The sequence below is a fragment of the Kribbella sp. NPDC004875 genome, from assembly GCF_042873375.1.
Lineage (GTDB): Bacteria > Actinomycetota > Actinomycetes > Propionibacteriales > Kribbellaceae > Kribbella.
In genome coordinates this window covers 2,094,813-2,114,218 of the sequence record NZ_JBIALI010000001.1, presented here as the reverse complement: position 1 = coordinate 2,114,218, position 19,406 = coordinate 2,094,813, and the positions used below count along the sequence as shown (strand labels likewise).

The window sequence follows — 19,406 nt, the reverse complement described above, 5'->3', positions numbered from 1 at the left end:
CCGGAATGCCCCGCGCTGCTTACGCTCAGCGAGCGGAACCAGGCCCCAACGATTCCCTGAGACGGAGGTCCGACCCACATCCACACCGGCAACAACGCCCGAAAACTCCTGTTCCCCAACGGATTCGGGGCATCCTGGGGCAGCCAGGGGCAGATCATCCACAGGACCCGATTTCCCCGTCGCAGAGGGTGTTCGGCGTCTTACAGTTACCGCCATGCCAGAGCCCAACGACTTGTTGCGGGCGGCGCGAGAGCGCACTCCGTCACGCCGCGCGCCGGGCGAATCCATGTCCCGGGGCGAGCTCGCCGACACCATCTGTTCCTGGCTGTGGGAAACCACCGAGATCAAGTACGAGCTCGACGGCCACTACATCGCCAAGCTGGAACGCGGGGCGGTGCGCTGGCCCGGCGCGGCGTACCGCTCCGGTCTGCGCCACGTCCTGCAAGTTGCCGCCGACAACGAACTCGGATTCTTCCCGCCGTCCGGTACGTCCGCGACCGACCAGGAGCAGCCGCCGCCCTCGATGGTCGGCCACGACGACGACCTGATCAACGCCGGTGACGAGTCCATCGCGTTGCTCTCCTTCGCCGAGGAGTCCAACGTCGGTGAACTCACCGTCGAGCAGTTACGGGCCGACATCGAGCGGATCGCCCAGTCCTACCTCCGGACTCCGACCAGACATCTGTTCACCAAGAGCCGCGCGATCCGGAACCGCGCCTTCAACCTGCTGGCCGGCAACCAGGCGCCCCGCCAGTCCCGCGACCTGTACTCGGCCGCCGGGTGGGCGATCACGCTGCTCGCCTGGATGTCGGTCGACCTCGGCCGTCCTGATGTCGCCGAAGCCCACACCCGGACCGCCTGGGCGTGCGCGGAGGCCGCGGACCACGACGTCCTGCGAGGCTGGATCCGCGCGACCCAGCACACCGCCGCGTTCTGGCAGGACGATTTCGCCCGCGCGGCGACGTACGCGGAGGACGGCCTGCGGTACGCCGCCGGTACGGCCCGGCTGTTCCTCGCCAGCGCGGGCTCGGTCGACTTCGCCCGCGCCGGCCGACCGGACAAGGCCCGCGAACTGCTCGACATCGCCCGAACGCTGAACGTCCGCCAGGCCGAGTCCGAACCAGGCGGCGTCCTCGTCTGTACGCCGGAGCGTGCCGAAGGTTTCTGGGCCGACACCTACCTGGCCTTCGGCGAGGCACAGCACACCGCGGACCATGCCGATCACAGCGTCGCGGGGTTCGAGGCAGCGCCGTACCCGCTCCGGAATCTCGGATCGGAACGGATGGCGCGGCTGCAGCAGGCGAAGGCCCGCCTGCTGCTCGGCGAGCTCGACGGTGCGCTGGAGGCCGTCGAACCGGTCCTGGACGTGCCCATGGAGTACCGCGTCCGCCCACTGATCCAGCGGGTCGCCGAGGTCGCAGCCCTGACCGCGCCGTACGCGCGGAGCTCGAAGGGACGGATGCTGCGCGACCGGATCGCCGAGTTCAGCCAGCGACCCGCCCTCCCAGTCCGGACGCCACGGCCGGCGCCGAACGGACTCGTTCCGGCCGATGCCCACCGAGCCCATCCGGCACGACGCGCGAGAGAGGACCGGACAGGATGAAGGACGTTCGCGACCACTGGTACTGGCGCCCGAACTGGCGACCCGGGCGATCGTTCTACACCTGGCACATCGTCTTCCCCGAGGACACGGTGCTGCTGGAGCTGCACACGGCGTACCAACGGCTGGTCGAGTCGCTTCCCGGCATCACGCCGGTCCCGGCGCGGTGGCTGCACCTGACCTTGCAGGGCGTCGGTTTCGTCGACAAGGTGCCGACGGCAGATCTGCGTCCGATCGTCGAGGCCGCGCGACAACGGCTCGAACTGTTCAAGCCGTTCGAGATCCGGATCGGTCCTGCGGTCGTCGACGTGGAGAGTCTGCAGCTCCCGGTGACCCCGGTTGACCGGATGCGCCGGCTCCGCGCCCAGCTGCGTGCGGCGATCACCGACGTCTGGGGCCCCGAGTCCGTCCCCGCGCTGCCCGAGCTGGACCCACACATCTCGCTGGGGTACTGGAACCAGGTCGCCCCGGCCGAGCCGCTCATCCAACGCACACGAGCTCTGGGCGGCGGGTCCCGCACTACGGAGCTGACGGACGTCAGTCTGATCGTGCTCAACCGTGATCACGAACAGTACGAGTGGTCGACGTACGCCACCGTTCCGCTCGGTCTGCCGTTCTACCGCTCCGACGACACCGGAGCGGGCTGATGAATGCGACCGCAGCCGACCTGCTGTCCGATGACGCGGCAGCGCTGGTCATCCGCGCATTGCTGGACTTCCGCAGTCTCTGGACCACGCATGACCTGGTGACGACCACCGGCGTCCCGGCGCCCACGATCCGCCGAGTCGTCGAGCAACTCGACCGGGAAGCCCTCGTGGAGCGGCCGGCGCCCGGTGTCGTCGCCGTACCGAGCTGGCTGGTGCTGCTGCGCCGTTGGAACCGGGCGACGCGGTTCGGACGTGAGGCGCGGCTGACGTACTGGCGTAGCAAACGCGCCGCGGGGAGGCTCTTCGACCAGGTGCCGGGCAGCGACCTCCGGCACGCGGTCAGTGGCACCCAGGCGGCACAGCACTGGGCGCCGGATACGCCGACGGGCCCGACGGTGATCTACACGCCCGATGCGCAGGCCGCGGCCACTATTTGGGAGCTGGTGCCTGCAACAAGCAGGTCGATCGTGCTGGCCGAGACAACCCAGGACATCGTCTACACCCGCGCCCGCAAGACCGACACCGGTCTCCGCCTGGCTGCACCCGCTCAGGTCCTCTCAGACCTCCTGACAGGTGCAGCCACGTCAACTCGTGTCGCGGAGCCTCTGACCCGTTGGATGCAGGATCACGAGCTCGACTGGCGCTATTAGGACTCGCGCTATCAGTAGGCGCGGATCGACACCACGTGAGCTCTCGGGGCACCGTTGGTCTTGTGAGCGGTCAGCCGGAGCTGCGTGACCTGCGTGGCGGTCTCCAGGAGGTGGCGTTGCGTGCGGTGGTGGTTGGACGTCACCTCGGCGATCGGGCGCCAGTCCGTGCCCTCGGTGCGGGCTTCGAGGGTGTAGTCGGCCAGCAGCGTGGGCAGCGTCTCGAACGGAGTGCGGTGGTGGTGCAGGTTGATGAGATCCTCCTGGACATCCGCGTCCAGGATGACGACGACCTCGGACAGCTCCAACGGCTCCGGCCAGCTCAGTTGCAGCCACGGCTCGGGGTCCCACGCCAGGTCCTCCGACGACCACAGGTTCGGGCCGCCGTACGGGCGTGCGTAGCCGCCGACGACCTTCGAGGCGTCGTACGCCGTGGTCTCGCCGAGGCGGATGCACAGACCTTCGCGGGGCAGGATGTGCTTCCAGGCACGGAACTGTTCGGTCCACTGCTCCTCGGGCGCCGGCTCGCGATGCGCGAAGTGCACGGTGCTGGGGAGCGGCGTGCTCGTGGTGTGAACTGAGATGCCGGGCGTCTTCCGGAGTACGACGAAAACGTTGGACGGGTCGGCAGGGCTCCAGTTGAGCGGGACGTGGACCCAGCGCTTCTCACCGGCCGGGATGTCGAGGGCGCAGGAGTCGAGGAGCGCCGCGGGGAGATAGTTCTGTGGCTTGACCGGGTCGTGGAGTTCGACGGTCAGGGAACCGCCGGTGGAGTCGACGAGGAGCTCGAAGCCGGCGAGGGCCGGGTCGACCGGGAGAACGATCCCGAGGTCGGTCGTCAGCGGCAGCGTTCCGGACGAGATTTCCGCCGCGGGGCGGGTGAGCGTGGACGACGCGGTGGCGGTCGCGGACAGCGCGAGGTTCGCCGGGTCGTCGTCCACGACACCGAAGACCGACGAGTCCGCGCGGGTCAGGGCGTGCTTCACCAGGTCGAAGTGGTCGTGCGCCAGTTCGCTCGGCGTCAGTCCGTTGCGCAGGGCAACAGACGCGCCGATACCGGCCGCCTCACCGAGCAGCGCGCAGGTCGCCATCACCCGCGTCGTACCGAACGCGACGTGGCTGGCACTGATGTTCCGGCCGGCCAGCCACAGATTCCGTACGTTCTTCGAGTACAAGGAACGCAGCGGAATGTGGTAGATCCCGTCCGGGTGCCAGTGCTTCGACCCGCGCTCCGACGCGTAGACGCCGCCGGCCGGGTGCAGATCGATCGACCAGCCGCCGAAGGCGACCGGATCCTCGAATTCCGTCTGCTCGAGGACGTCCTGCTGGGTCAGCACGTAGTCGCCGAGGAAACGCCGGTACTCGCGTTTCCCCGGCACCGACCCGATCCACTCCAGAGTCAGGTTCTCCGCGTCGAACCGGCCGGAATTCTTGATGTAGTCCCAGATTCCGTAGACCACGGCCTGCAGCTCGTCGCGGATCGCCTCGTTGTCGTCGACGACGTCCAGCGAACCGCCCCATTCGATCCACCAGAACGCGCAGCCGTTCATGTCCGTCCGGATCACCCGGCGCTCCGGAATCGCGGTTTCCGTGACGTCCCGGGCGAACGACGGCGGTACGAATCGCACCGGCTCACCGGCGTCCTTCGTGTAGAACAGGATGGTGCTGCCGAGCGTGTTCGAGTCCGGTACCTCGGGCGCCCACGACTCGCCGTACATCGACTGCGGCTCCCGGCCGGTCCGGTACTCCGCGCCCGCCAGCGCCCCGACGAGTCCGTCGCCGGAACAGTCCACGAAGACCGGACTGACGAACCGGATTTCCTTTTCCGACCCCATCTGCCAGCCGGTGACCGACCGGATCTCGCCGTCGGCCGCCTCGATGGACCGGACGTCGGTGTTCAGGTACAGCGTGATCAGCGGCTCGGCCCGTACCGCTTCGAGCAGCACGAGGTCCCAGTAGTACGGGTTTCCGAGTGGGTTCCGGTACTGGTTCTCGACGAACAGCTCGCCCATGATGCCGGTCTCGCGGGCGAAGCTCTGGGTGCCGTGCGCGGTCGCCCCGCACACCCACACCCGCACCTCGCTGGACGAGTTTCCGCCGAGCACCGGCCGGTTCTGCACCAGTGCCACGGTGCTCCCCTGCCGTGCGGCGCCGATCGCCGCACAGATTCCGGCGAGCCCGCCGCCGACGACGGTCAGATCGGACTGAACCTCGAGCTGCTGCATCGACAAGACCTCTCAGGTATCTCGCTGAACGACGGGCTGCCCCGGCCCGTTCGGGTGATTTGCGGTCAGGTGATCGGGCACCCGCTGTGCGACCAGCACGAACAACAGCCCGGCGGTCAGTACGTCGCTCGCGCGGCCGGCGAAGAACTCGGTCCAGGTCGCGCCGTTCGGCGTTCCGGTGTTGAAGGTGATGTCCGCGAACCGGCCGACCGGCGCATCGGCCATCCCGGTGATGGCGACCGTGAGCGCGCCCTGCTCGTGGGCCCGCTTGATGTACTCGAGCGTGGTCGGATCGTTTCCGGAACGCGCCACGGTCAGCGCGACGTCACCGCGGCCGAGCAGGCCGGCCCCGATCTGCGACGACTGCGGACCGTCGAAGAACCACACCGGAATTCCGATCCGCAACAACCGGATGTACAGCTCGCGGGCCGGGATCGCGTCGCCCCACTCACCGTAGATGTGGGTACGCCGGGCGCCGGCGATCGCGTCCGCGACCCGGGTGGCCGCGCTCAGGTCGATCGCGGACAACGCGTTCCGCAACGCGTTCGCCTGCGTCGACGCGAGCACGTTCAGCACCTGCTCGGGCGGATCCGCCGGGCCGATCGCCAGCCCGATGTCACTCGCCCAGCCCGCCTCGAGGCCGCGGCCGACCTCCATCGCCAGCGCGGCCCGCAGCGCCGGGTAGCCCGCGAACCCGAGGTGCGTGGACAACCTGGTGACCGTGGCAGCCGAGGTCTGCGCGGCCGCGGCGAGCTTGGTGATCGACCCGCGCGCGACCTCGTCCGGGTTCGCCAGGATCTGCTCGGCGACCCGCTGCATGGCGTCGTTCAGCTCGGGCAGGGCCCGCTTGACCAGCTGTAACGGACTCGGACTGCCGGCTCGTTCCATCGAGGAATCCATTCCGTGATCATCACGTATAGACGAACTGCGCACTCGCCACACCGTCGGTGTCGCTGACCACACGGACCCAGTGCGCGCTGAACCCGTCCGGGAAGACGTGGGTCCGCACCTGCCCCGGCTCGACCGTCAGCGACTCCACCGCGCCGAACCGGCCGTGCCCATGGAAATCGATCTCGATCGTGATCGTCAGCGCGGTGTCGGAGAAGTTCTCCAGGTGCACGCACTTTCCGCGGAAACCCGTCATCAGGTACGGGTCGGACGGCTGGCCGGCGGAAACCGGTGTCTCCCACCAGGGCCCGCCCCACCCGGCCGGGTTTCCGAAACTCCACAGGTCGTCGGTCTTGCCGAACCACAGCCCGGACTGCGGCTCGGCCGTGGTCGGGTTCATCCCGTGGCTCGGCGACGCGTTGTCCGCGCCGGCGACGAGCATTCCGCGCCAGGAGCAGAAATCACCGAGCACCCACAGGTGCGTGGAGATCGGTCGCACGCCCCAGATCCGCCCGCCGTACGCCCACGGCGACAGCTCGTAGAACATTCCGTGGTGGTCCATCAGCAGCCGCTCGTGCTCGACCTCGCGGATCCGCGGCCACTCGGTCTGCCACTTGTGGTCGAAGCAGTGCGACGCCTTGGGCAGCCGGTACCGCGTCCACTTCCCGTCCGCCTCGGTGAACACCTCGAGAATCGCCGACGCCCGGTCCCATCCGGTCGCGAAGATCGTGCCGCCGAACTCGTGCCGGCCGCCGATCGCGGTGTACGGGTCCTCGCGGAGAATCGTCCAGGACGTCCCGTCGTACTCCGCCAGCCGCCCGCGCGACCGCTCGCCGGCCCACTCCGGCTCGGAGTACTCGTTCGAGCACACCACCAGCCGGCCGAAGCTCGTGTAGCAGTCCTTGTAGTGGACCTTCATCTCGCCGTCGGTCCCGAGCTCCACGTTCAGGTCGAAGAGCTGCGTGCACTCGTACGTCGTGAGGTCGAGTTCGAACAGCTCGCCTTCCATCGCGAGCACGTACACATGGGTGTCGGGTTTGGTCAGGTGCCGCGACGTACCGCAGACCCGGAGCGGCCGCAGCTCGGGGATCGTGACGATCTTGTGGTCGGCACTGACCACGTGCGGTCCGAGGACCAGCTGCGAGGTGGGGAAGTGCACGAAACGGTTCGTGTACGTTCCGTCCACGCCGAGGGTTTCCGCAACGATTTCCATCGACAGGTCGGGATCGATCCGGCGCAGGCTCACCCCGCCGCCGGACGGGGCCTTGTGGGAGTTGTAGTTCTGGACGTAGAGCTTCCCGTTCCACGGCATCAGCGAACCGACGCCGAGCTCGCTGCGCGGCGGACCGAAGTCACCGATCTGGGCGAGATGCGGAAAAACACCGGAAACGTTCGTGGTCATTTGATTCCCGTATGAGTCATGGCGGCGATGAACCGCCGTTGCAGGACGACGAAGACGATCAGCACCGGCACGATCGAGATCACCGAGGCCGCCATCGTCAGGCCCGGTGCGATCTGCCCCTGCTCGTCGACGAAGTTCGTGAGGCTGAGCGGTAGCGTGTAGCGGTCCGGATTGCTGATCAGCACCAGCGGCGTCTCGTAGTCGTTCCACGACCAGACGAACGCGAGGATGCCGAGCGCGCTCATCACCGGTGTTGCCAGCGGCAAATAGATGCGGGTGAAGACCCGCCACTCGTTGGCGCCGTCCATCCGGGCCGCCTCGGCGAACTCGGACGGCTGGCTGATGAAGAACTGCCGCATCAGGAAAGTTCCGAGCACGGTGAACATGCCGGGCAGGATCAGCGCCCACAAGGTGTCGTACAGCCCGAGTTTCTGAAAGTAGATGAACCGCGGAACGAGCAGCAACTGCGCGGGAATGATCGCGGTCGCCAGGTACAGCAGGAACAACTTGTCCCGGCCCCTGAACGACATCCGCGCGAACGCGTACCCGGCCATCGTCGCCGTGATCAGCTCACCGGCGACCCGCAGAGCGGCGACGAACACCGAGCGGCCGAACGCCGGCAGAACCGAGGTCGCCCCACTCAGGACCGTGGTGAAGTTGTCCCACTGGAACGGGTTCGGGATCCACTGCATCGGGATCTTGTAGGCGTCCACGTCGGGCTTCAGCGCGGTCGAGATCATCCACGCGAACGGCGCGAGGAAAGCGATGGCGAGGATCCACAACGGGATCCCCCAGATCCACTTGCGGTACTTACTGGTCATTGAGGGCCCTCCCTCGCTGCGCCCGCCAGGTGAGCAGGGTCAGGACGAGTACGCCGACGAAGGTCACCAGGCCGATCGCCGAGGCGTATCCGAAGCGGTAGAACTGGAAGCCGGTCTGGTACATGTAGTACGAGATCGTCGTGGTCGCGTCCCCCGGACCACCCGCGGTGATCAGGGCGATCAGGCCGAATCCCTGGGACGCACCGATGATCAGCGTGACCATCAGGAAAATCGTTGTCGGGAGCAACGACGGCCACGTGATCACGCGGAACTTCGCCCACGCGGACGCGCCGTCGATATCGGCCGCTTCGTACAACTGCTGAGGTGCGTCCTGCAGTGCGGAAAGGTAGATGAGCGAGCAGTACCCGACGCCACCCCAGACCGCCATCACGATCAGCGCGGGCAGTGCCCAGTGCGACGAGGCGAACCAGCCCGGCTGGATCCCGAACACGTCCAGCACCTGGTTGACCAGGCCGGCCTTCGGGTTCATCAGCATCAGCCAGGTCATACCGATCGCGACCACGTTGACGATGTACGGCAGGAAGAAGATCGCTCTGAGGACGGCACGTCCCGGGAGCGGCCGGTTCAGCGCGATCCCGAGCGCCAGTCCGAGCACGACGGTCAGCGGGACCGACACCACGACGTACACCAGGGTCAGGCCGATCGCGTGCCAGAACCCCGGGTCGCGGGCGATCGCGACGAAGTTGTCGATGCCGTTGAACGTGATGCCGCCGATTCCGGAAACCAGGTTCCAGTCGGTGAAGGCGAGCACGACGACGCTGATCAGCGGGATCAGCGTGAAGGCGATCACGCCGAGCAGGTTCGGGGCGATGAACAGGAAACCGATCCAGCCGGACGGCCGGATTCCGGGACCCTGCTCGGTCCGGGCCGCGGTGCGCGCCGTGACGACCGTGGCGGTGGCCATCAGGGCCTCCTCTCGTTACGGGCGATCGCGGCGTCGGCCAGCCGGCGTACCTCACGGATCGCGGCGCCCGGGTCCTTCTCACCGAGCCAGCACAGGTCGCGCTGCTGCTTCGTCGCCAGCGTGATCTCCGGGAACCCTGTCAGCCGGGTGTCGGTGGCGAGCTTCGGGTCGGCGTCCAGGACGACGCGGTGGAACGACTCGAGATCGAAGTACTTCTCCGGCTCTTTTCCGAGCATTCCGGAAACGATCTGCTCGTCGGTGACGCTGCCGAGCGCCGGCATCTTGCCACCCTTGAGCATCGGCGTCGCGCCCTCGGTGAGCCAGAACTTCACGAACGCCCAGGCCGCCTCGAACTTCGGCGACTTCGGGTTGATCATGATGAAGTTGCTGAACGAGCCGACGTTCCAGTCCTTGCCGTCGACCGTCGGCAGCGGCGCGAACGCCACCTTGAAGTCGTGCGGGTACTTCTTCGCGTCGTACAGGTACCGCAGGTTGAACGGGGCCGTCGACCAGAGGTGGAACTCCTCGCCGAGGAACGAGTTCTGCTGGTACGCGTCCAGGTGCCGCGACAGTACTTCGGTCCACGGGAACGCCGTACCGTCCGCGATCATCTCGCGGCCGAGGCGGAAACCCTGCTCGAAGTGCGGATCGCCGAAGTTCGAGCGATCGCCGTCGTACCAGTAGTTCGGACCGAGGGCGATCCGGGCGACGTCGGGGAGCGTGTACGTTCCGACCGTCTTTTCCGTCGTCAGTTTCCTGGCTGTCGCGCGCAGCTCGTCGATCGTCCACGCGTGCGGGAGTTCGACACCGGCCTGTTGCCGGAGTTTCTCGTTGAACAGTACGAAGTACGGCTCACGCGCGGTGGCGAGCGCTTTGACCTTGCCGTTGTCGATGTACGACCGCGGCTGCTCGGTGTCCAGGAACACCTTCAGCTCCGGGTCGGCGGTGACCCGGTCGGTCAGGTCCGCCGCCAGTCCGGACCCGGCCCGCAGCGCCATCGCGCCCTGCGAGTAGGTGAAGTACACATCGATGTCGACGCCACCCTGGAGGGCGGTGTCGAGCTTGAGGTTGCCGCGGTCGTCGTTCACGAACCGCGTGTAGTTCACCTGGTACTGCGGAAACTTCTGCTGGAACGCCTTCACCACATCGGCCGGACCGGAGGCCGCCGGGACCCCGCCCCACACCTGCAGAGCACTCGACCGCCCGCTGTCGCCGCCGGAACACCCCGGCACCACCGCGGCAGCCAGCCCCGCTCCTACCCCGGCCAGGACCTCTCGCCGAGAAAATCTTTTGCGCCTCACTACCCACCTCCGAGCAGATTGCGTAAAAGATTAGCGATCGGAGGTGCCCCTGCCTACCCCTCACGTAAATCTTTTTCACCCACGGGCGCGAGCGCCGCCTACCTGCCCCCTCGGTCAGGGTCAGAAGTCGCAGTTCACCAGAACAGGTTCGTTGACCAGGGTGATGTTGAAGGACTGCTGGACCTGAGCGCGGACGTGCGCGGCCAGCGCGAGCAGTTCCTTCGCGGTGGCCTGACCCCGGTTGGTGAGGGCGAGGGTGTGTTTCGTCGAGACCGACGCCCCACCGATGGCGAAGCCCTTGGAGACGCCGGCGTGCTCGATCAGCCACGCCGCGCTGGTCTTGACGCGCCCGTCCGGCTGCGGCCACTGGGGCGCACCGGCCGGAACTTCGGCGGGCGTGTCGAGGATCGGGTTCGTGAAGAACGAGCCGGCGCTCCACGTGTCGTGGTCGCCGGCGTCCAGCACCATCCCCTTGCTCCGGCGCAGCCCGAGCACGGCCTCGCGGACCTCGGCCATCGGCGCCCGGGACCCCGGCTCGACGTCGAGGACCCGCGCGAGTTCGGCGTACCCGATCGGCGCCGAGAGATCGCCCGGCTTCAGCTGGAACGTGACCTCGAGGACGACGTACCGCGCCGGGTCGGCCTTGAACCGGGAGTTCCGGTAGGAAAATCCGCAGTCCGCCGCGAAGATCGTTCGGACCGTGTTCTCGGTCCGGTCCCAGACCCGGACGGAGGCAACGGTTTCCGCGACTTCGTGTCCGTAGGCGCCGACGTTCTGGACCGGAGTCGACCCGGCGAGTCCCGGAATCCCGGACATCGACTCGAGACCGCTCCACTCCTCGGCGATCGCGCGCTGGACGACGCCGTCCCAGTCCTCGCCGGCGGCGATCCGCACCATCGCGCCCGAGCACATGTCCGCGTCGACCCGGATTCCGGAGGTCGCGACCTTCACGACGGTGCCGCGGAAACCGTCGTCCCCGATCACGACGTTGCTACCGCCGGAAAGCAGCAGAACGGGTTCCCCGGCGGCATCAGCGTCCCGGACCGCCGTGATCAGGTCGTCCTCGGTACCGGCCTCGATGAACTTGTCGGCCGACCCGCCGATCCGCAGCGTGGTGTAGTCGGCCAGCGACACGTGCGTTCTCACCGGACGCGCACGACCGCCCTGGCCCGGCCGAGGACCTTCTCCTCGCCGGCAACCGCCGTGATGTCGACCTCGGCCAGCCCGTCGGCGACCTTGTCGACCTTCGCGGAAAACGTCACACTCGCACCCTTGTCGTCATCCGGTACGACGACCGGCTTGGTGAACCGGACGCCGTACTCGACCAGGTCGGCCGGGTCGTCGATCCAGTCCGTGACGACCCGCGCCGCGGTCGCCATCGTCAGCATTCCGTGCACGATCACGCCGGGCAGCCCGAGCGCGCCCGCCTTCCGGTCGCTCCAGTGGATCGGGTTGAAGTCGCCGCTCGCGCCGGCGTACCGGACCAGGTCCTCGCGCCGGAACGTGACGGTCAGCGGCGGAAGCTCGGTACCTACCTCGACTCCACTGCTTGTTCGCTCGCTCATGCGTCCGCCCGGTTGTGCGAGAGGGTCGACGTCGAGGTGGCGATCGGCTCGCCGTCGACGGTGGTCAGGGCGGTCTCGTACATGATCACCTCGACGGCACCGGCCTTGCGCACGGTGGTGATGGTGGCGGTCGCGGCGATCTCGTCGCCGGCCTTGATCGGGCGGGTGTAGCTGAACTTCTGCGCGCCGTGCACGATCCGGTCCAGCCGGAGGCCGAGCACCTCGTCGTTCAGCAGCTGCTCGAGCGCGCGGCTGCCGAGCATGAACGCGAACGTCGGCGGCGCGATCGCGTCATCGCCCCGGTACGCCGGGTTACCGTCACCGATCGCGTCGGCGAACTCCCGGATCTTCTCCCGGCCGACCTGGTAGGACTCGGCGGCCGTGTAGCTCCGGCCGACCATCGTGGCGTCGATCGTCATATCCGCTAACCCTACTGGCAGACTATGGCCCGGGATGCCGCCACCCACGATCCGACGGGAAGGTCGAACGTGACGGCAGTGGCGGCGCTGGCCAGGTACGCGCCTCGGTACAAGCTGGAGATCGGCGAGCCGGAAGGCTCCGATTGGCTACGGGTGGACCGCATCCTCGAGCCGGGCAGTCCCGAGCTCACCGAGCTGCTGAAACGCGACGACGAGGCCAGTTGTCACCGCTCGGCGCACGCCAACGCGCTCAGTCTGATGTCCTTCTACGCCGGTCGCGCGCCGGCGACCGCGCTGCTGCTCTGGGCCCTGGAGGGGCGGGTGCTCGACATCCGGCCGGAGAATCTCTGGGTCCGGCCGCACGACGGGCACGGAATCGCTGCCGTCGCCATCCGTTCCGCGAATTTCCTCCCCGGCGGCCTGAAAACGTTGTACGACGTCGTACTGCGCAAACACCTGCTGCCACTTTCCGAGGAGCTGCACCGCCGCACCCGGGCCGGGCTCCGGCAGGTGTACGGCGGCGTCGCGGCGGGCTGCGCGATGGGATTCTGTGCCGCCACCCGGGAGGAGGTCACCGTGGAGCCGGCGTTCCTGCTGGAACGGTGGCGGACCTTCGTGGCCAACGCACCGGGTGACCTGGCGCGGCTCGGGGACGTCGAGGTAGCGGCCGGAAAACTCGTCTACCTGCGGAACACCTGCTGTCTGTACTACACGAGCGCGGCCGGGAACGGCACGCTGTGCGGTTCCTGCTGTCTCACTCCCCGTGCCGAGCGTCTCACCGCGTACGAAGGCGGCCGGCCGATCCTGACGGTCTGAGGACCCTGCCGGCCGGGGTCCGGCCGTCCGCGGACACAACGAAAAGGCCGCTTCGGGTGATCCCGAAGCGGCCCTTGCGAAGACGACCAGAGGTCAGCGGGTCTCGCGGTGGTCGGTGTGGTCGTTGCACCGGTGGCAGTACTTCTTCAGCTCAAGACGATCCGGGTCGTTCCGCCGGTTCTTCTTGGTGATGTAGTTCCGCTCCTTGCAGACCGTGCACGCGAGCGTGATCTTCGGGCGGATGTCGGTCGACTTGGCCACTGCTACCTCTTCATGTCATGAGTACGCAACTTGGGTGATCGCACTCTCGAAAATACTGAGTCGGTAGCGGGGGCGGGAGTCGAACCCGCGACACCACGATTATGAGCCGTGTGCTCTAACCACCTGAGCTACCCCGCCGGGTGAGTCGAACATCCCACCCGAAGGTGGGATGCCGTCCTCAGAGCCCCTTTACGGAATCGAACCGTAGACCTTCTCCTTACCATGGAGACGCTCTGCCGACTGAGCTAAAGGGGCGGGCCGAGGAGAGAGATTACACGGTCTCCCGGCCCGATGTGAAATCGGGTCAGGAGCGCCTTGCAGGCCCCTCAGTCCGTCCCGGAAAGCATACCGGTTCCGCGGAGTGCTCCTGACCAATTTTCCGCACCGATGTCGAGAACGGCCCGGCGGCTTCGTCATCAGGACAAGAACTACGAGAGGAGAGTCGATGTCCGAGACAGCCATGCCCCCGGTGGTATCGCCCGCGGAGTGGGAGCAGGCCCGCGCCGAACTGCTGGCCGCCGAGAAGGCGGCCACGCGCACCCTCGACCGGATCGCGGCCCAGCGCCGGCGGCTGCCGATGGTGCGGTTCGACGAGTACACGTTCACCTCGCCCGAGGGGCCGGTCACGCTCCGGGAGCTCTTCGGCGACCACCGCCAGCTCGCCCTGTACCAGTTCATGAACGCCGGCCCGGACGCGTTCTGCCCCGGCTGCACCTATTTCACGAAGAACGTCGCCAACCTCTCCGGCCTGGCGCGCAACGACATCGCCTGGGCCACCGTGTCCGACATGCCGATCGACCAGATGGCCGGCTACTGGAAGGAAATGGGCTGGCAGCACATCCCGTTCGCCTCCAGCGCGGGTACGACGTTTTCCGCGGACTGCGGCGCGGGCGGCGGTTTCCTGCTCAACGTCTTCCTCCGCGACGGCGACACCGTCTACCGCACGTACTCCACCGGGCAGCGCGGAGTCGACCGCTTGCTGTTCAGCACCACCGTTTCCGACCTCGCGGCGTACGGCCGCCAGGAGGACTGGGAAGACTCCCCGGAAGGCTGGCCACAGGAGCCGACGTACGGCTAGGCCCAGACGCGACTCGGGTACGACGAGCGCAGGACCGGCATCACCTCTGTGACGAAGGTCTCAACGGACTCCCGGCTCTCGTGCGCCGGGAGTCCCGCGACCGTCAAGGAAACTCCGGACAGCTCGTGCCGGAACGTTTCCTGGTACCGGCCGAACTTGTCGATGACCTGTTCCGGCGACCCGACCAGGACCGATCCGCCCTCGAGGAATTCCTCCAGCGTGCGGAACGGCAACTGGTTGTGCCGGGCGCCCGGTGAGTCCATGAAGGCCTCGAAGACCGGCCGGTAACCGTCGACTGCCTGCTGCGAGGTCTTCTTCACGTAGAGCCCGTTGAACCCGGCGCCGACCACCGCGTCCGCCGGGTCCCGGCCGTAGGCCTCCCACCGCTCGCGGTAGTGCCGGATGAGCCCGGCGTACTTCTCCAGCGGATGGAACCCGTTCGCCGAGAACAACGGGTCACCCCAGCGGGCCGCCAGTTCGGTGGACTCGGTCGACGAAGCCGAACCGTGCCACAGCGGAATGCCGTCCGGACGGTACGGCCGCGGTTGCGTGGTCGCGCCGGTCAGCGCGGGCCGGTACTTCCCCGCCCACGTCACCCCGGTCTCCCGCAGCAGCCGCCGGAGCAGCTCGTACTTCTCTCGGTTCCGGTCCCACTGCCCGTCCAGTTCGTACCCGAACAGTGCGTTCTGTTCCGGGTCGTTTCCTTTTCCGATGATGATGTCCAGCCGCCCGCCGGCCAGCTGATCCAGCGTGGCGTAGTCCTCCGCCACGCGCACCGGATCCAGCAACGACAGGACAGTCACAGTTGTCAGCAACCGGATCCGGGACGTCACCGCCGCGATGTAGGACAGTACGACCGGCGGCGAGGACGAGATGAACCGCTGGGCGTGCCGCTCCCCCACGCCGTACGCGTCGAAGCCGAGCTCTTCCGCCCATTGAGCCTGCCGGACCACGTCCTGGAACCGCTCCGCCGGTGTGAGCTGCACCCCGCTGATCGGGTCCGGAGAGTTGTCGATCAGCGTGTAGGTACAGAACTTCATCGGACCTTCTTCTCGCCCGCGGTCACCGGCAGCCCCAAACGGTTTCCGGAAACAGGTGCCGGACACGTTCCGTACGCCGTGAACGCGAACGGCAGGTTGATCGTCCGGTTGAAGTCGATCAGCACCGAGCCGTCCCGCCGCACCGGCCCGGTCGTCAGCGTCCGCCAGGGCGCCGTTTCCTCACCGTTCGTCTTGTCGTGGAACGACAAGTTCAGCCGCTCGTCCCCCGCCGCGGTCGCAACGAGTTCGTACGCCGTCCCGCCGAGCGCCACGTGCACCCTCCCTACTGCGGTCACGTGCTGCCGCAGATCGTCCCGAGCCGTCGAAACCTCCACCCGTTGCGCCTTCGGGTACGGGCTGAAGTACCCCGTCACCACCCAACCGTCATCGAGCGGGTACGCCGGTACGCCGCCGAACTGCTGCCTCGTGACAGCGCGTGGGTCCCGCTGCCGGACGGCGTATCGTCCACCCCGCAGCACCAGCTCCGCCAGACGGTCGCCGTACAGCAGCCAGCTCAGCGAGCCGGCTTCCGGAACGCTCGCCGAAATCGTTCCCCGGACCGGCTCCCCGCCGAGCGTCAGCTCTCCGGCCGCCGTCACATGAGCCTGCTGGTCAGCCCACCACGTCCCAGGCAGGCCATCGATCGCACCCGGTTCCGCTGGGAGCCAGTCGAACGCCACGATGGACAGCCAGCCGTAGTCGGTGTCCAGGTCGCGTTCACGGGCCGCATGCCAGGTGTGCCAGTCCTGATCGAGGTCGGAGATGACGGTCATGACGCCTTCCTCTGTTCACGGTGGGCCACCTCGGAGCGCACCAGCGGGATGACGTAGCGGCCGAAGTCGATCGCGTCGTCGTAGATGTCGTACCCGCGGGCGGAGAAGATCCGGATACCGAGGTCGTAGTAGTCGAGCAACGCGGCGGCCACCGTCTCCGGCGTTCCGACCAGTGCGGTGGAGTTTCCGCCACCACCGGTCAGGCCGGTCGGCGCCGTCCAGAGCGCGCGGTCATGCCGTTCACCGTCCGCGACCGCTTTCAGCAACCGCTGCGATCCGGCGTTTTCCGGCGTCTTCGACCGGAGCCGGGTACTCAACGGAACGCCACCTGCCTGCACGGTCTTGATCCGCCCGAGAATGTTTTCCGCCTTCTCCCAGGCCAGTTCCTCGGTCGGCGCGAGGATCGGCCGGAACGCGATCTGGATCGTCGGCCGGTCGGATCGCCCGGCGCGAGCGGCCTCCGCATCGATGGTGGCCAACTGGTCGCGGGTTCCGGACAGCGGTTCGCCCCAGAGCGCGAAGATGTCCGCCTCGGCCGCACCGACGGCGTACGCCGCCGCGGACGAGCCACCGAACGAGATCCGCGGCCGCGGCTGCTGCACGGGCTTGATGTCCGCGAGGAACTGCTCGAAGCGGTAGTGCTCCCCCTCGAAGTCGAACCGCTCGTCCGCGGTCCAGGCCCGCTTGAGGATCTGGATGAACTCGCGGGTCCGCCCGTACCGGTCGTCCTTCGCCAGGAAGTCGCCCTCGGCGGCCTGATCGGCGGTCGACCCGCCGGTGATCACATGCACCTCGAACCGGCCGCCGCTGATGTGGTCCAGCGTTGCGAAGGTCTTCGCGGTCAGCGTCGGGTAGGCGACGTTCGGCCGGTGCGCGACCACCAGATTGATCCGTTCGGTCCGGCCGGCGACGTACGCCGCGACCTGACTCGGATCGGGCGAGCCCGAATGGTAGGCGAACAGGATCCGGTCCCACCCGTTGTCCTCGTGGGCGCGGGCGAGCTTGGTGGTGTACTCGAGGTCCAGCGGGCCGCCGGCGCGCGGCGTCACCTCGCTGGCCGGATTCGTCCCGGCGATGCCGAGGAACTCAACTGGCATGGCGTTCTTCCTTCCGTACGGTGGGTGCGAGCAGCGTCAGCAGGTCCCGTGCGACGGCGTCGTTCTGCCGGAAGCCGGGACCGTTGAAATACGGCCGGGAGAAACCGGACGAACCAGCTGATCCGGAAACTGACGGACCGAGCAGGAACAGGGCCGGATGGACCGTTCCGTCGGCGCGGACGGCTCGGGACCTCGAGTCCGCCTTCAGCTGGCCGCCGCCGAGACTCGTCCCGTCACCGGCGAACAACTCGTCGGCGGCCAGGGCGCCGGATTCCAGCAGGCCGCGCAGCAGCGGATCCGTCGTCGCGAGTACGTCAGGCCGCGGCAACCGCGCCTCGACCAACGCCCGAGCTGCTACCTCGCCCGCCACGGCCGGACTCCGGGCCACGAACCGATCGTTGTCGATGGCAACTTCGAGGTCGGGTCCGGCGAACCGCACGATGCCGGCCCGGTGCAGGGCGAGCAGTTCCTCGAGCCGCCGCGGCGGCGGTCCGCTGGCCACGAACGAGAAGAACCCATGCCACTCCGATTCCACCCGCCGGACCCGATCCTCGTCGGACAGCTGTCCGTCGGTGATCGCCCGCGACAGCACGCTGTAGATGCTCAGCAACGCGTTGAACACCGCCAGATCAGCCGAGTACGCCGGATCCGCGCGCCGCAGCAGGTCCTTCTCGATCATCTCGGCCAGAAAATGTTCGAACTGATTCCGTTCCGCGAAGATCTTTCCGGCCAGCGGCCGGTCCAGCTCGTTCCGGACGAAGCGATCCTCAGGATCCGGAACGGCGGCGGAAACCGCGGCATCCCATCCAGCGTTTTCCGTCGGCTCCCAACGGTCGAGCACGGCGGCGAACTCGTCCCAGGACCACCTGGTGCGTTCCGGATGTGCGGTGAACAGTTGCCGGTAGTGGGCGTAGGCAAGTTCCTTCTCGATCAACGGCAGCACCTCGCGGTCGAAGTCGAGCAGGCCCTCGCCCAGCGCCTCCTTGGTGAGGTAACGCGTCGGCACCGGCTTGGTGCCGGCCACGGTGTACCCGAGTTTCGCGTGGTACGGGACGCCGCGGCGCGAACCGACGTACAGGATCGGTTCGTCTCCGGAGGGGTGGTACGTGAGGAGTCCGTCGCACTCGTCGTACCAGCCGCCGCGGCCCTCGGTGAGCAGCACCATCAGGTCGACGAACGCCTGTCCGAATCCGCGGACGATCACCGGCGCCTTCGGCCACAAGCCGTCCAGGTCGACGTCGGCGGTGTAGCCCGGTGGGATGTACGTCAGCCCCGCGTCCGCGGCCTGCGCGGCCCACGCCGCTTCCGATGCCGTCGGCAACCGGTCCAGGTAGCCGAGTGCGAGGACCACCGCATCGGCCGCGATCTCCCGGCCGGACGCGAGGATCACCCGCTGGTCCGGAGTCAACGCGACCGCTCGTTCCCGATAGGTCGTGACCGTCGCGGGGAGATCGCGGACGACGCGCTGCCACACCCACGCCAGGTACTCCGCCTGCACCAGACGCGGTGGGAAGTCCATCGGCCCGGGCGGCTCGAGCCCGGCCCGCTCGAGGACCACCGCACCCTCACCGGCGACCCAGGTCGCGAGGTCCGGGCCCGGCGTGATCGGCCCGGCGCACTCGACCGACTCGTCGGTGAAGATCGTGACGTCCGACGTCATCGAGTTCATCCACAGCAGCCGCGACTGCTCGCGCCGCCAGATCCGGCCACCACCCGCCGGAAACGGATCCACCACGTGGATGTGCACGTCGCGCCCGTCGAGCAGCTCCGGCGCACTCGCCGCGAACCGTTCCAGCAGTCCGACGGTCCGCGGTCCGCCGCCGACGAACACGACGGTCGCCGTCTCGTCGTGCCTTTGCTCCCGCCTGGGCACGGAATGCGAAACGGAGGTTTCCGGAGCT

19 protein-coding genes and 2 tRNA genes are annotated in these 19,406 nt (G+C 67.9%); 5 read left to right on the top strand and 16 right to left on the bottom strand.

The genetic code is table 11. The features are described from left to right. Nucleotides 1–214: 214 nt before the first annotated feature. Genes ACFYRH_RS10290 through ACFYRH_RS10280 form a run of 3 tightly spaced genes read left to right on the top strand, consistent with a single transcriptional unit; the run spans nt 215 to nt 2,897 of the window. A complete protein-coding gene (locus ACFYRH_RS10290) occupies nt 215–1,603 on the top strand; it encodes a hypothetical protein (RefSeq protein ID WP_387771176.1) in 1,389 nt (462 codons plus the stop codon). Further along, nucleotides 1,600–2,247, top strand: a complete 648-nt coding sequence (locus tag ACFYRH_RS10285; RefSeq protein WP_387771174.1) for a 2'-5' RNA ligase family protein — start codon at nt 1,600–1,602, stop codon at nt 2,245–2,247. Before ACFYRH_RS10290 ends, ACFYRH_RS10285 begins: the two co-directional genes overlap by 4 nt. After that, nucleotides 2,247–2,897, top strand: a complete 651-nt coding sequence (locus ACFYRH_RS10280) for a hypothetical protein (RefSeq protein ID WP_387771171.1) — start codon at nt 2,247–2,249, stop codon at nt 2,895–2,897. The genes ACFYRH_RS10285 and ACFYRH_RS10280 overlap by 1 nt, the downstream gene beginning before the upstream one ends. A gap of 11 nt (nt 2,898–2,908) precedes the next feature. Here ACFYRH_RS10280 and ACFYRH_RS10275 read toward each other — a convergent pair whose 3' ends face one another. The 9 genes from ACFYRH_RS10275 to ACFYRH_RS10235 form a co-directional block, all read right to left on the bottom strand. Then, a complete protein-coding gene (locus tag ACFYRH_RS10275; protein ID WP_387771169.1) occupies nt 2,909–5,119 on the bottom strand; it encodes an FAD-dependent oxidoreductase in 2,211 nt (736 codons plus the stop codon). 12 nt (nt 5,120–5,131) lie between these two features. After that, nucleotides 5,132–6,007 (bottom strand): MurR/RpiR family transcriptional regulator, encoded by an 876-nt coding sequence (locus tag ACFYRH_RS10270; RefSeq protein WP_387771167.1) that lies wholly within the window; start codon nt 6,005–6,007, stop codon nt 5,132–5,134. Nucleotides 6,008–6,029: 22 nt separating this feature from the next. Continuing rightward, complete coding sequence (locus ACFYRH_RS10265; protein ID WP_387771164.1) at nt 6,030–7,409, bottom strand: hypothetical protein; 1,380 nt, start codon at nt 7,407–7,409, stop codon at nt 6,030–6,032. Continuing rightward, on the bottom strand, nt 7,406–8,230 hold the full coding sequence (locus tag ACFYRH_RS10260) for a carbohydrate ABC transporter permease (RefSeq protein ID WP_387771161.1): 825 nt from the start codon (nt 8,228–8,230) through the stop codon (nt 7,406–7,408). The genes ACFYRH_RS10265 and ACFYRH_RS10260 overlap by 4 nt, the downstream gene beginning before the upstream one ends. Then, entirely contained in the window at nt 8,220–9,155 is a 936-nt protein-coding gene (locus tag ACFYRH_RS10255; protein WP_387771158.1) for a carbohydrate ABC transporter permease, read from the bottom strand. The genes ACFYRH_RS10260 and ACFYRH_RS10255 overlap by 11 nt, the downstream gene beginning before the upstream one ends. After that, on the bottom strand, nt 9,155–10,456 hold the full coding sequence (locus ACFYRH_RS10250) for an ABC transporter substrate-binding protein (RefSeq protein ID WP_387771155.1): 1,302 nt from the start codon (nt 10,454–10,456) through the stop codon (nt 9,155–9,157). Before ACFYRH_RS10250 ends, ACFYRH_RS10255 begins: the two co-directional genes overlap by 1 nt. 120 nt (nt 10,457–10,576) lie before the next feature. Continuing rightward, nucleotides 10,577–11,602 (bottom strand): UDP-N-acetylmuramate dehydrogenase, encoded by a 1,026-nt coding sequence (locus tag ACFYRH_RS10245; protein WP_387771152.1) that lies wholly within the window; start codon nt 11,600–11,602, stop codon nt 10,577–10,579. After that, nucleotides 11,599–12,021, bottom strand: a complete 423-nt coding sequence (locus tag ACFYRH_RS10240; RefSeq protein WP_387771149.1) for a MaoC/PaaZ C-terminal domain-containing protein — start codon at nt 12,019–12,021, stop codon at nt 11,599–11,601. Before ACFYRH_RS10240 ends, ACFYRH_RS10245 begins: the two co-directional genes overlap by 4 nt. Further along, complete coding sequence (locus tag ACFYRH_RS10235; protein ID WP_387771146.1) at nt 12,018–12,440, bottom strand: MaoC family dehydratase N-terminal domain-containing protein; 423 nt, start codon at nt 12,438–12,440, stop codon at nt 12,018–12,020. Before ACFYRH_RS10235 ends, ACFYRH_RS10240 begins: the two co-directional genes overlap by 4 nt. Nucleotides 12,441–12,509: 69 nt before the next feature. Here ACFYRH_RS10235 and ACFYRH_RS10230 point away from each other — a divergent pair, with 69 nt between their 5' ends. Beyond that, the gene (locus tag ACFYRH_RS10230) at nt 12,510–13,256 is read left to right on the top strand and encodes a hypothetical protein (RefSeq protein ID WP_387771143.1); all 747 of its coding nucleotides are present in this window, start codon (nt 12,510–12,512) and stop codon (nt 13,254–13,256) included. A gap of 93 nt (nt 13,257–13,349) precedes the next feature. Here the strand turns inward: ACFYRH_RS10230 and rpmG are convergent, their stop codons facing one another. The 3 genes from rpmG to ACFYRH_RS10215 all read right to left on the bottom strand — a co-directional run bounded on the left by rpmG (nt 13,350) and on the right by ACFYRH_RS10215 (nt 13,772). Next, nucleotides 13,350–13,517, bottom strand: a complete 168-nt coding sequence (rpmG, locus tag ACFYRH_RS10225) for a 50S ribosomal protein L33 (RefSeq protein ID WP_130384703.1) — start codon at nt 13,515–13,517, stop codon at nt 13,350–13,352. A gap of 64 nt (nt 13,518–13,581) precedes the next feature. Further along, nucleotides 13,582–13,655, bottom strand: a tRNA-Met gene (locus ACFYRH_RS10220). Nucleotides 13,656–13,699: 44 nt separating this feature from the next. Then, nucleotides 13,700–13,772: transfer RNA gene (locus ACFYRH_RS10215), tRNA-Thr, on the bottom strand. A gap of 190 nt (nt 13,773–13,962) precedes the next feature. Here ACFYRH_RS10215 and ACFYRH_RS10210 point away from each other — a divergent pair. Beyond that, entirely contained in the window at nt 13,963–14,595 is a 633-nt protein-coding gene (locus ACFYRH_RS10210) for a DUF899 family protein (protein ID WP_387771140.1), read from the top strand. Here the strand turns inward: ACFYRH_RS10210 and ACFYRH_RS10205 are convergent. The 4 genes from ACFYRH_RS10205 to ACFYRH_RS10190 are packed head-to-tail and all read right to left on the bottom strand — an operon-like array spanning nt 14,592 to nt 19,378. Next, nucleotides 14,592–15,635, bottom strand: a complete 1,044-nt coding sequence (locus ACFYRH_RS10205; RefSeq protein WP_387771137.1) for an LLM class flavin-dependent oxidoreductase — start codon at nt 15,633–15,635, stop codon at nt 14,592–14,594. The genes ACFYRH_RS10210 and ACFYRH_RS10205 overlap by 4 nt on opposite strands. Further along, on the bottom strand, nt 15,632–16,408 hold the full coding sequence (locus ACFYRH_RS10200) for a DUF1684 domain-containing protein (RefSeq protein WP_387771134.1): 777 nt from the start codon (nt 16,406–16,408) through the stop codon (nt 15,632–15,634). The genes ACFYRH_RS10205 and ACFYRH_RS10200 overlap by 4 nt, the downstream gene beginning before the upstream one ends. Continuing rightward, nucleotides 16,405–17,505 (bottom strand): LLM class flavin-dependent oxidoreductase, encoded by a 1,101-nt coding sequence (locus tag ACFYRH_RS10195; protein WP_387771131.1) that lies wholly within the window; start codon nt 17,503–17,505, stop codon nt 16,405–16,407. Before ACFYRH_RS10195 ends, ACFYRH_RS10200 begins: the two co-directional genes overlap by 4 nt. Continuing rightward, complete coding sequence (locus tag ACFYRH_RS10190; protein ID WP_387771128.1) at nt 17,495–19,378, bottom strand: FAD/NAD(P)-binding protein; 1,884 nt, start codon at nt 19,376–19,378, stop codon at nt 17,495–17,497. Before ACFYRH_RS10190 ends, ACFYRH_RS10195 begins: the two co-directional genes overlap by 11 nt. Between the last annotated feature and the right edge of the window lie 28 nt (nt 19,379–19,406).

What these genes read in the sequence shown, in the direction of transcription:
- ACFYRH_RS10285 (WP_387771174.1), top strand. Translation starts at nt 1,600, where the DNA reads ATGAAGGACGTTCGCGACCACTGGTACTGGCGCCCGAACTGGCGACCC.
- ACFYRH_RS10260 (WP_387771161.1), bottom strand. Translation starts at nt 8,230, where the DNA reads ATGACCAGTAAGTACCGCAAGTGGATCTGGGGGATCCCGTTGTGGATC.
- ACFYRH_RS10265 (WP_387771164.1), bottom strand. Translation starts at nt 7,409, where the DNA reads ATGACCACGAACGTTTCCGGTGTTTTTCCGCATCTCGCCCAGATCGGT.
- ACFYRH_RS10270 (WP_387771167.1), bottom strand. Translation starts at nt 6,007, where the DNA reads ATGGAACGAGCCGGCAGTCCGAGTCCGTTACAGCTGGTCAAGCGGGCC.
- ACFYRH_RS10210 (WP_387771140.1), top strand. Translation starts at nt 13,963, where the DNA reads ATGTCCGAGACAGCCATGCCCCCGGTGGTATCGCCCGCGGAGTGGGAG.
- ACFYRH_RS10240 (WP_387771149.1), bottom strand. Translation starts at nt 12,021, where the DNA reads ATGAGCGAGCGAACAAGCAGTGGAGTCGAGGTAGGTACCGAGCTTCCG.
- ACFYRH_RS10275 (WP_387771169.1), bottom strand. Translation starts at nt 5,119, where the DNA reads ATGCAGCAGCTCGAGGTTCAGTCCGATCTGACCGTCGTCGGCGGCGGG.
- ACFYRH_RS10290 (WP_387771176.1), top strand. Translation starts at nt 215, where the DNA reads ATGCCAGAGCCCAACGACTTGTTGCGGGCGGCGCGAGAGCGCACTCCG.
- ACFYRH_RS10280 (WP_387771171.1), top strand. Translation starts at nt 2,247, where the DNA reads ATGAATGCGACCGCAGCCGACCTGCTGTCCGATGACGCGGCAGCGCTG.
- ACFYRH_RS10200 (WP_387771134.1), bottom strand. Translation starts at nt 16,408, where the DNA reads ATGACCGTCATCTCCGACCTCGATCAGGACTGGCACACCTGGCATGCG.
- ACFYRH_RS10205 (WP_387771137.1), bottom strand. Translation starts at nt 15,635, where the DNA reads ATGAAGTTCTGTACCTACACGCTGATCGACAACTCTCCGGACCCGATC.
- ACFYRH_RS10235 (WP_387771146.1), bottom strand. Translation starts at nt 12,440, where the DNA reads ATGACGATCGACGCCACGATGGTCGGCCGGAGCTACACGGCCGCCGAG.
- ACFYRH_RS10195 (WP_387771131.1), bottom strand. Translation starts at nt 17,505, where the DNA reads ATGCCAGTTGAGTTCCTCGGCATCGCCGGGACGAATCCGGCCAGCGAG.
- ACFYRH_RS10255 (WP_387771158.1), bottom strand. Translation starts at nt 9,155, where the DNA reads ATGGCCACCGCCACGGTCGTCACGGCGCGCACCGCGGCCCGGACCGAG.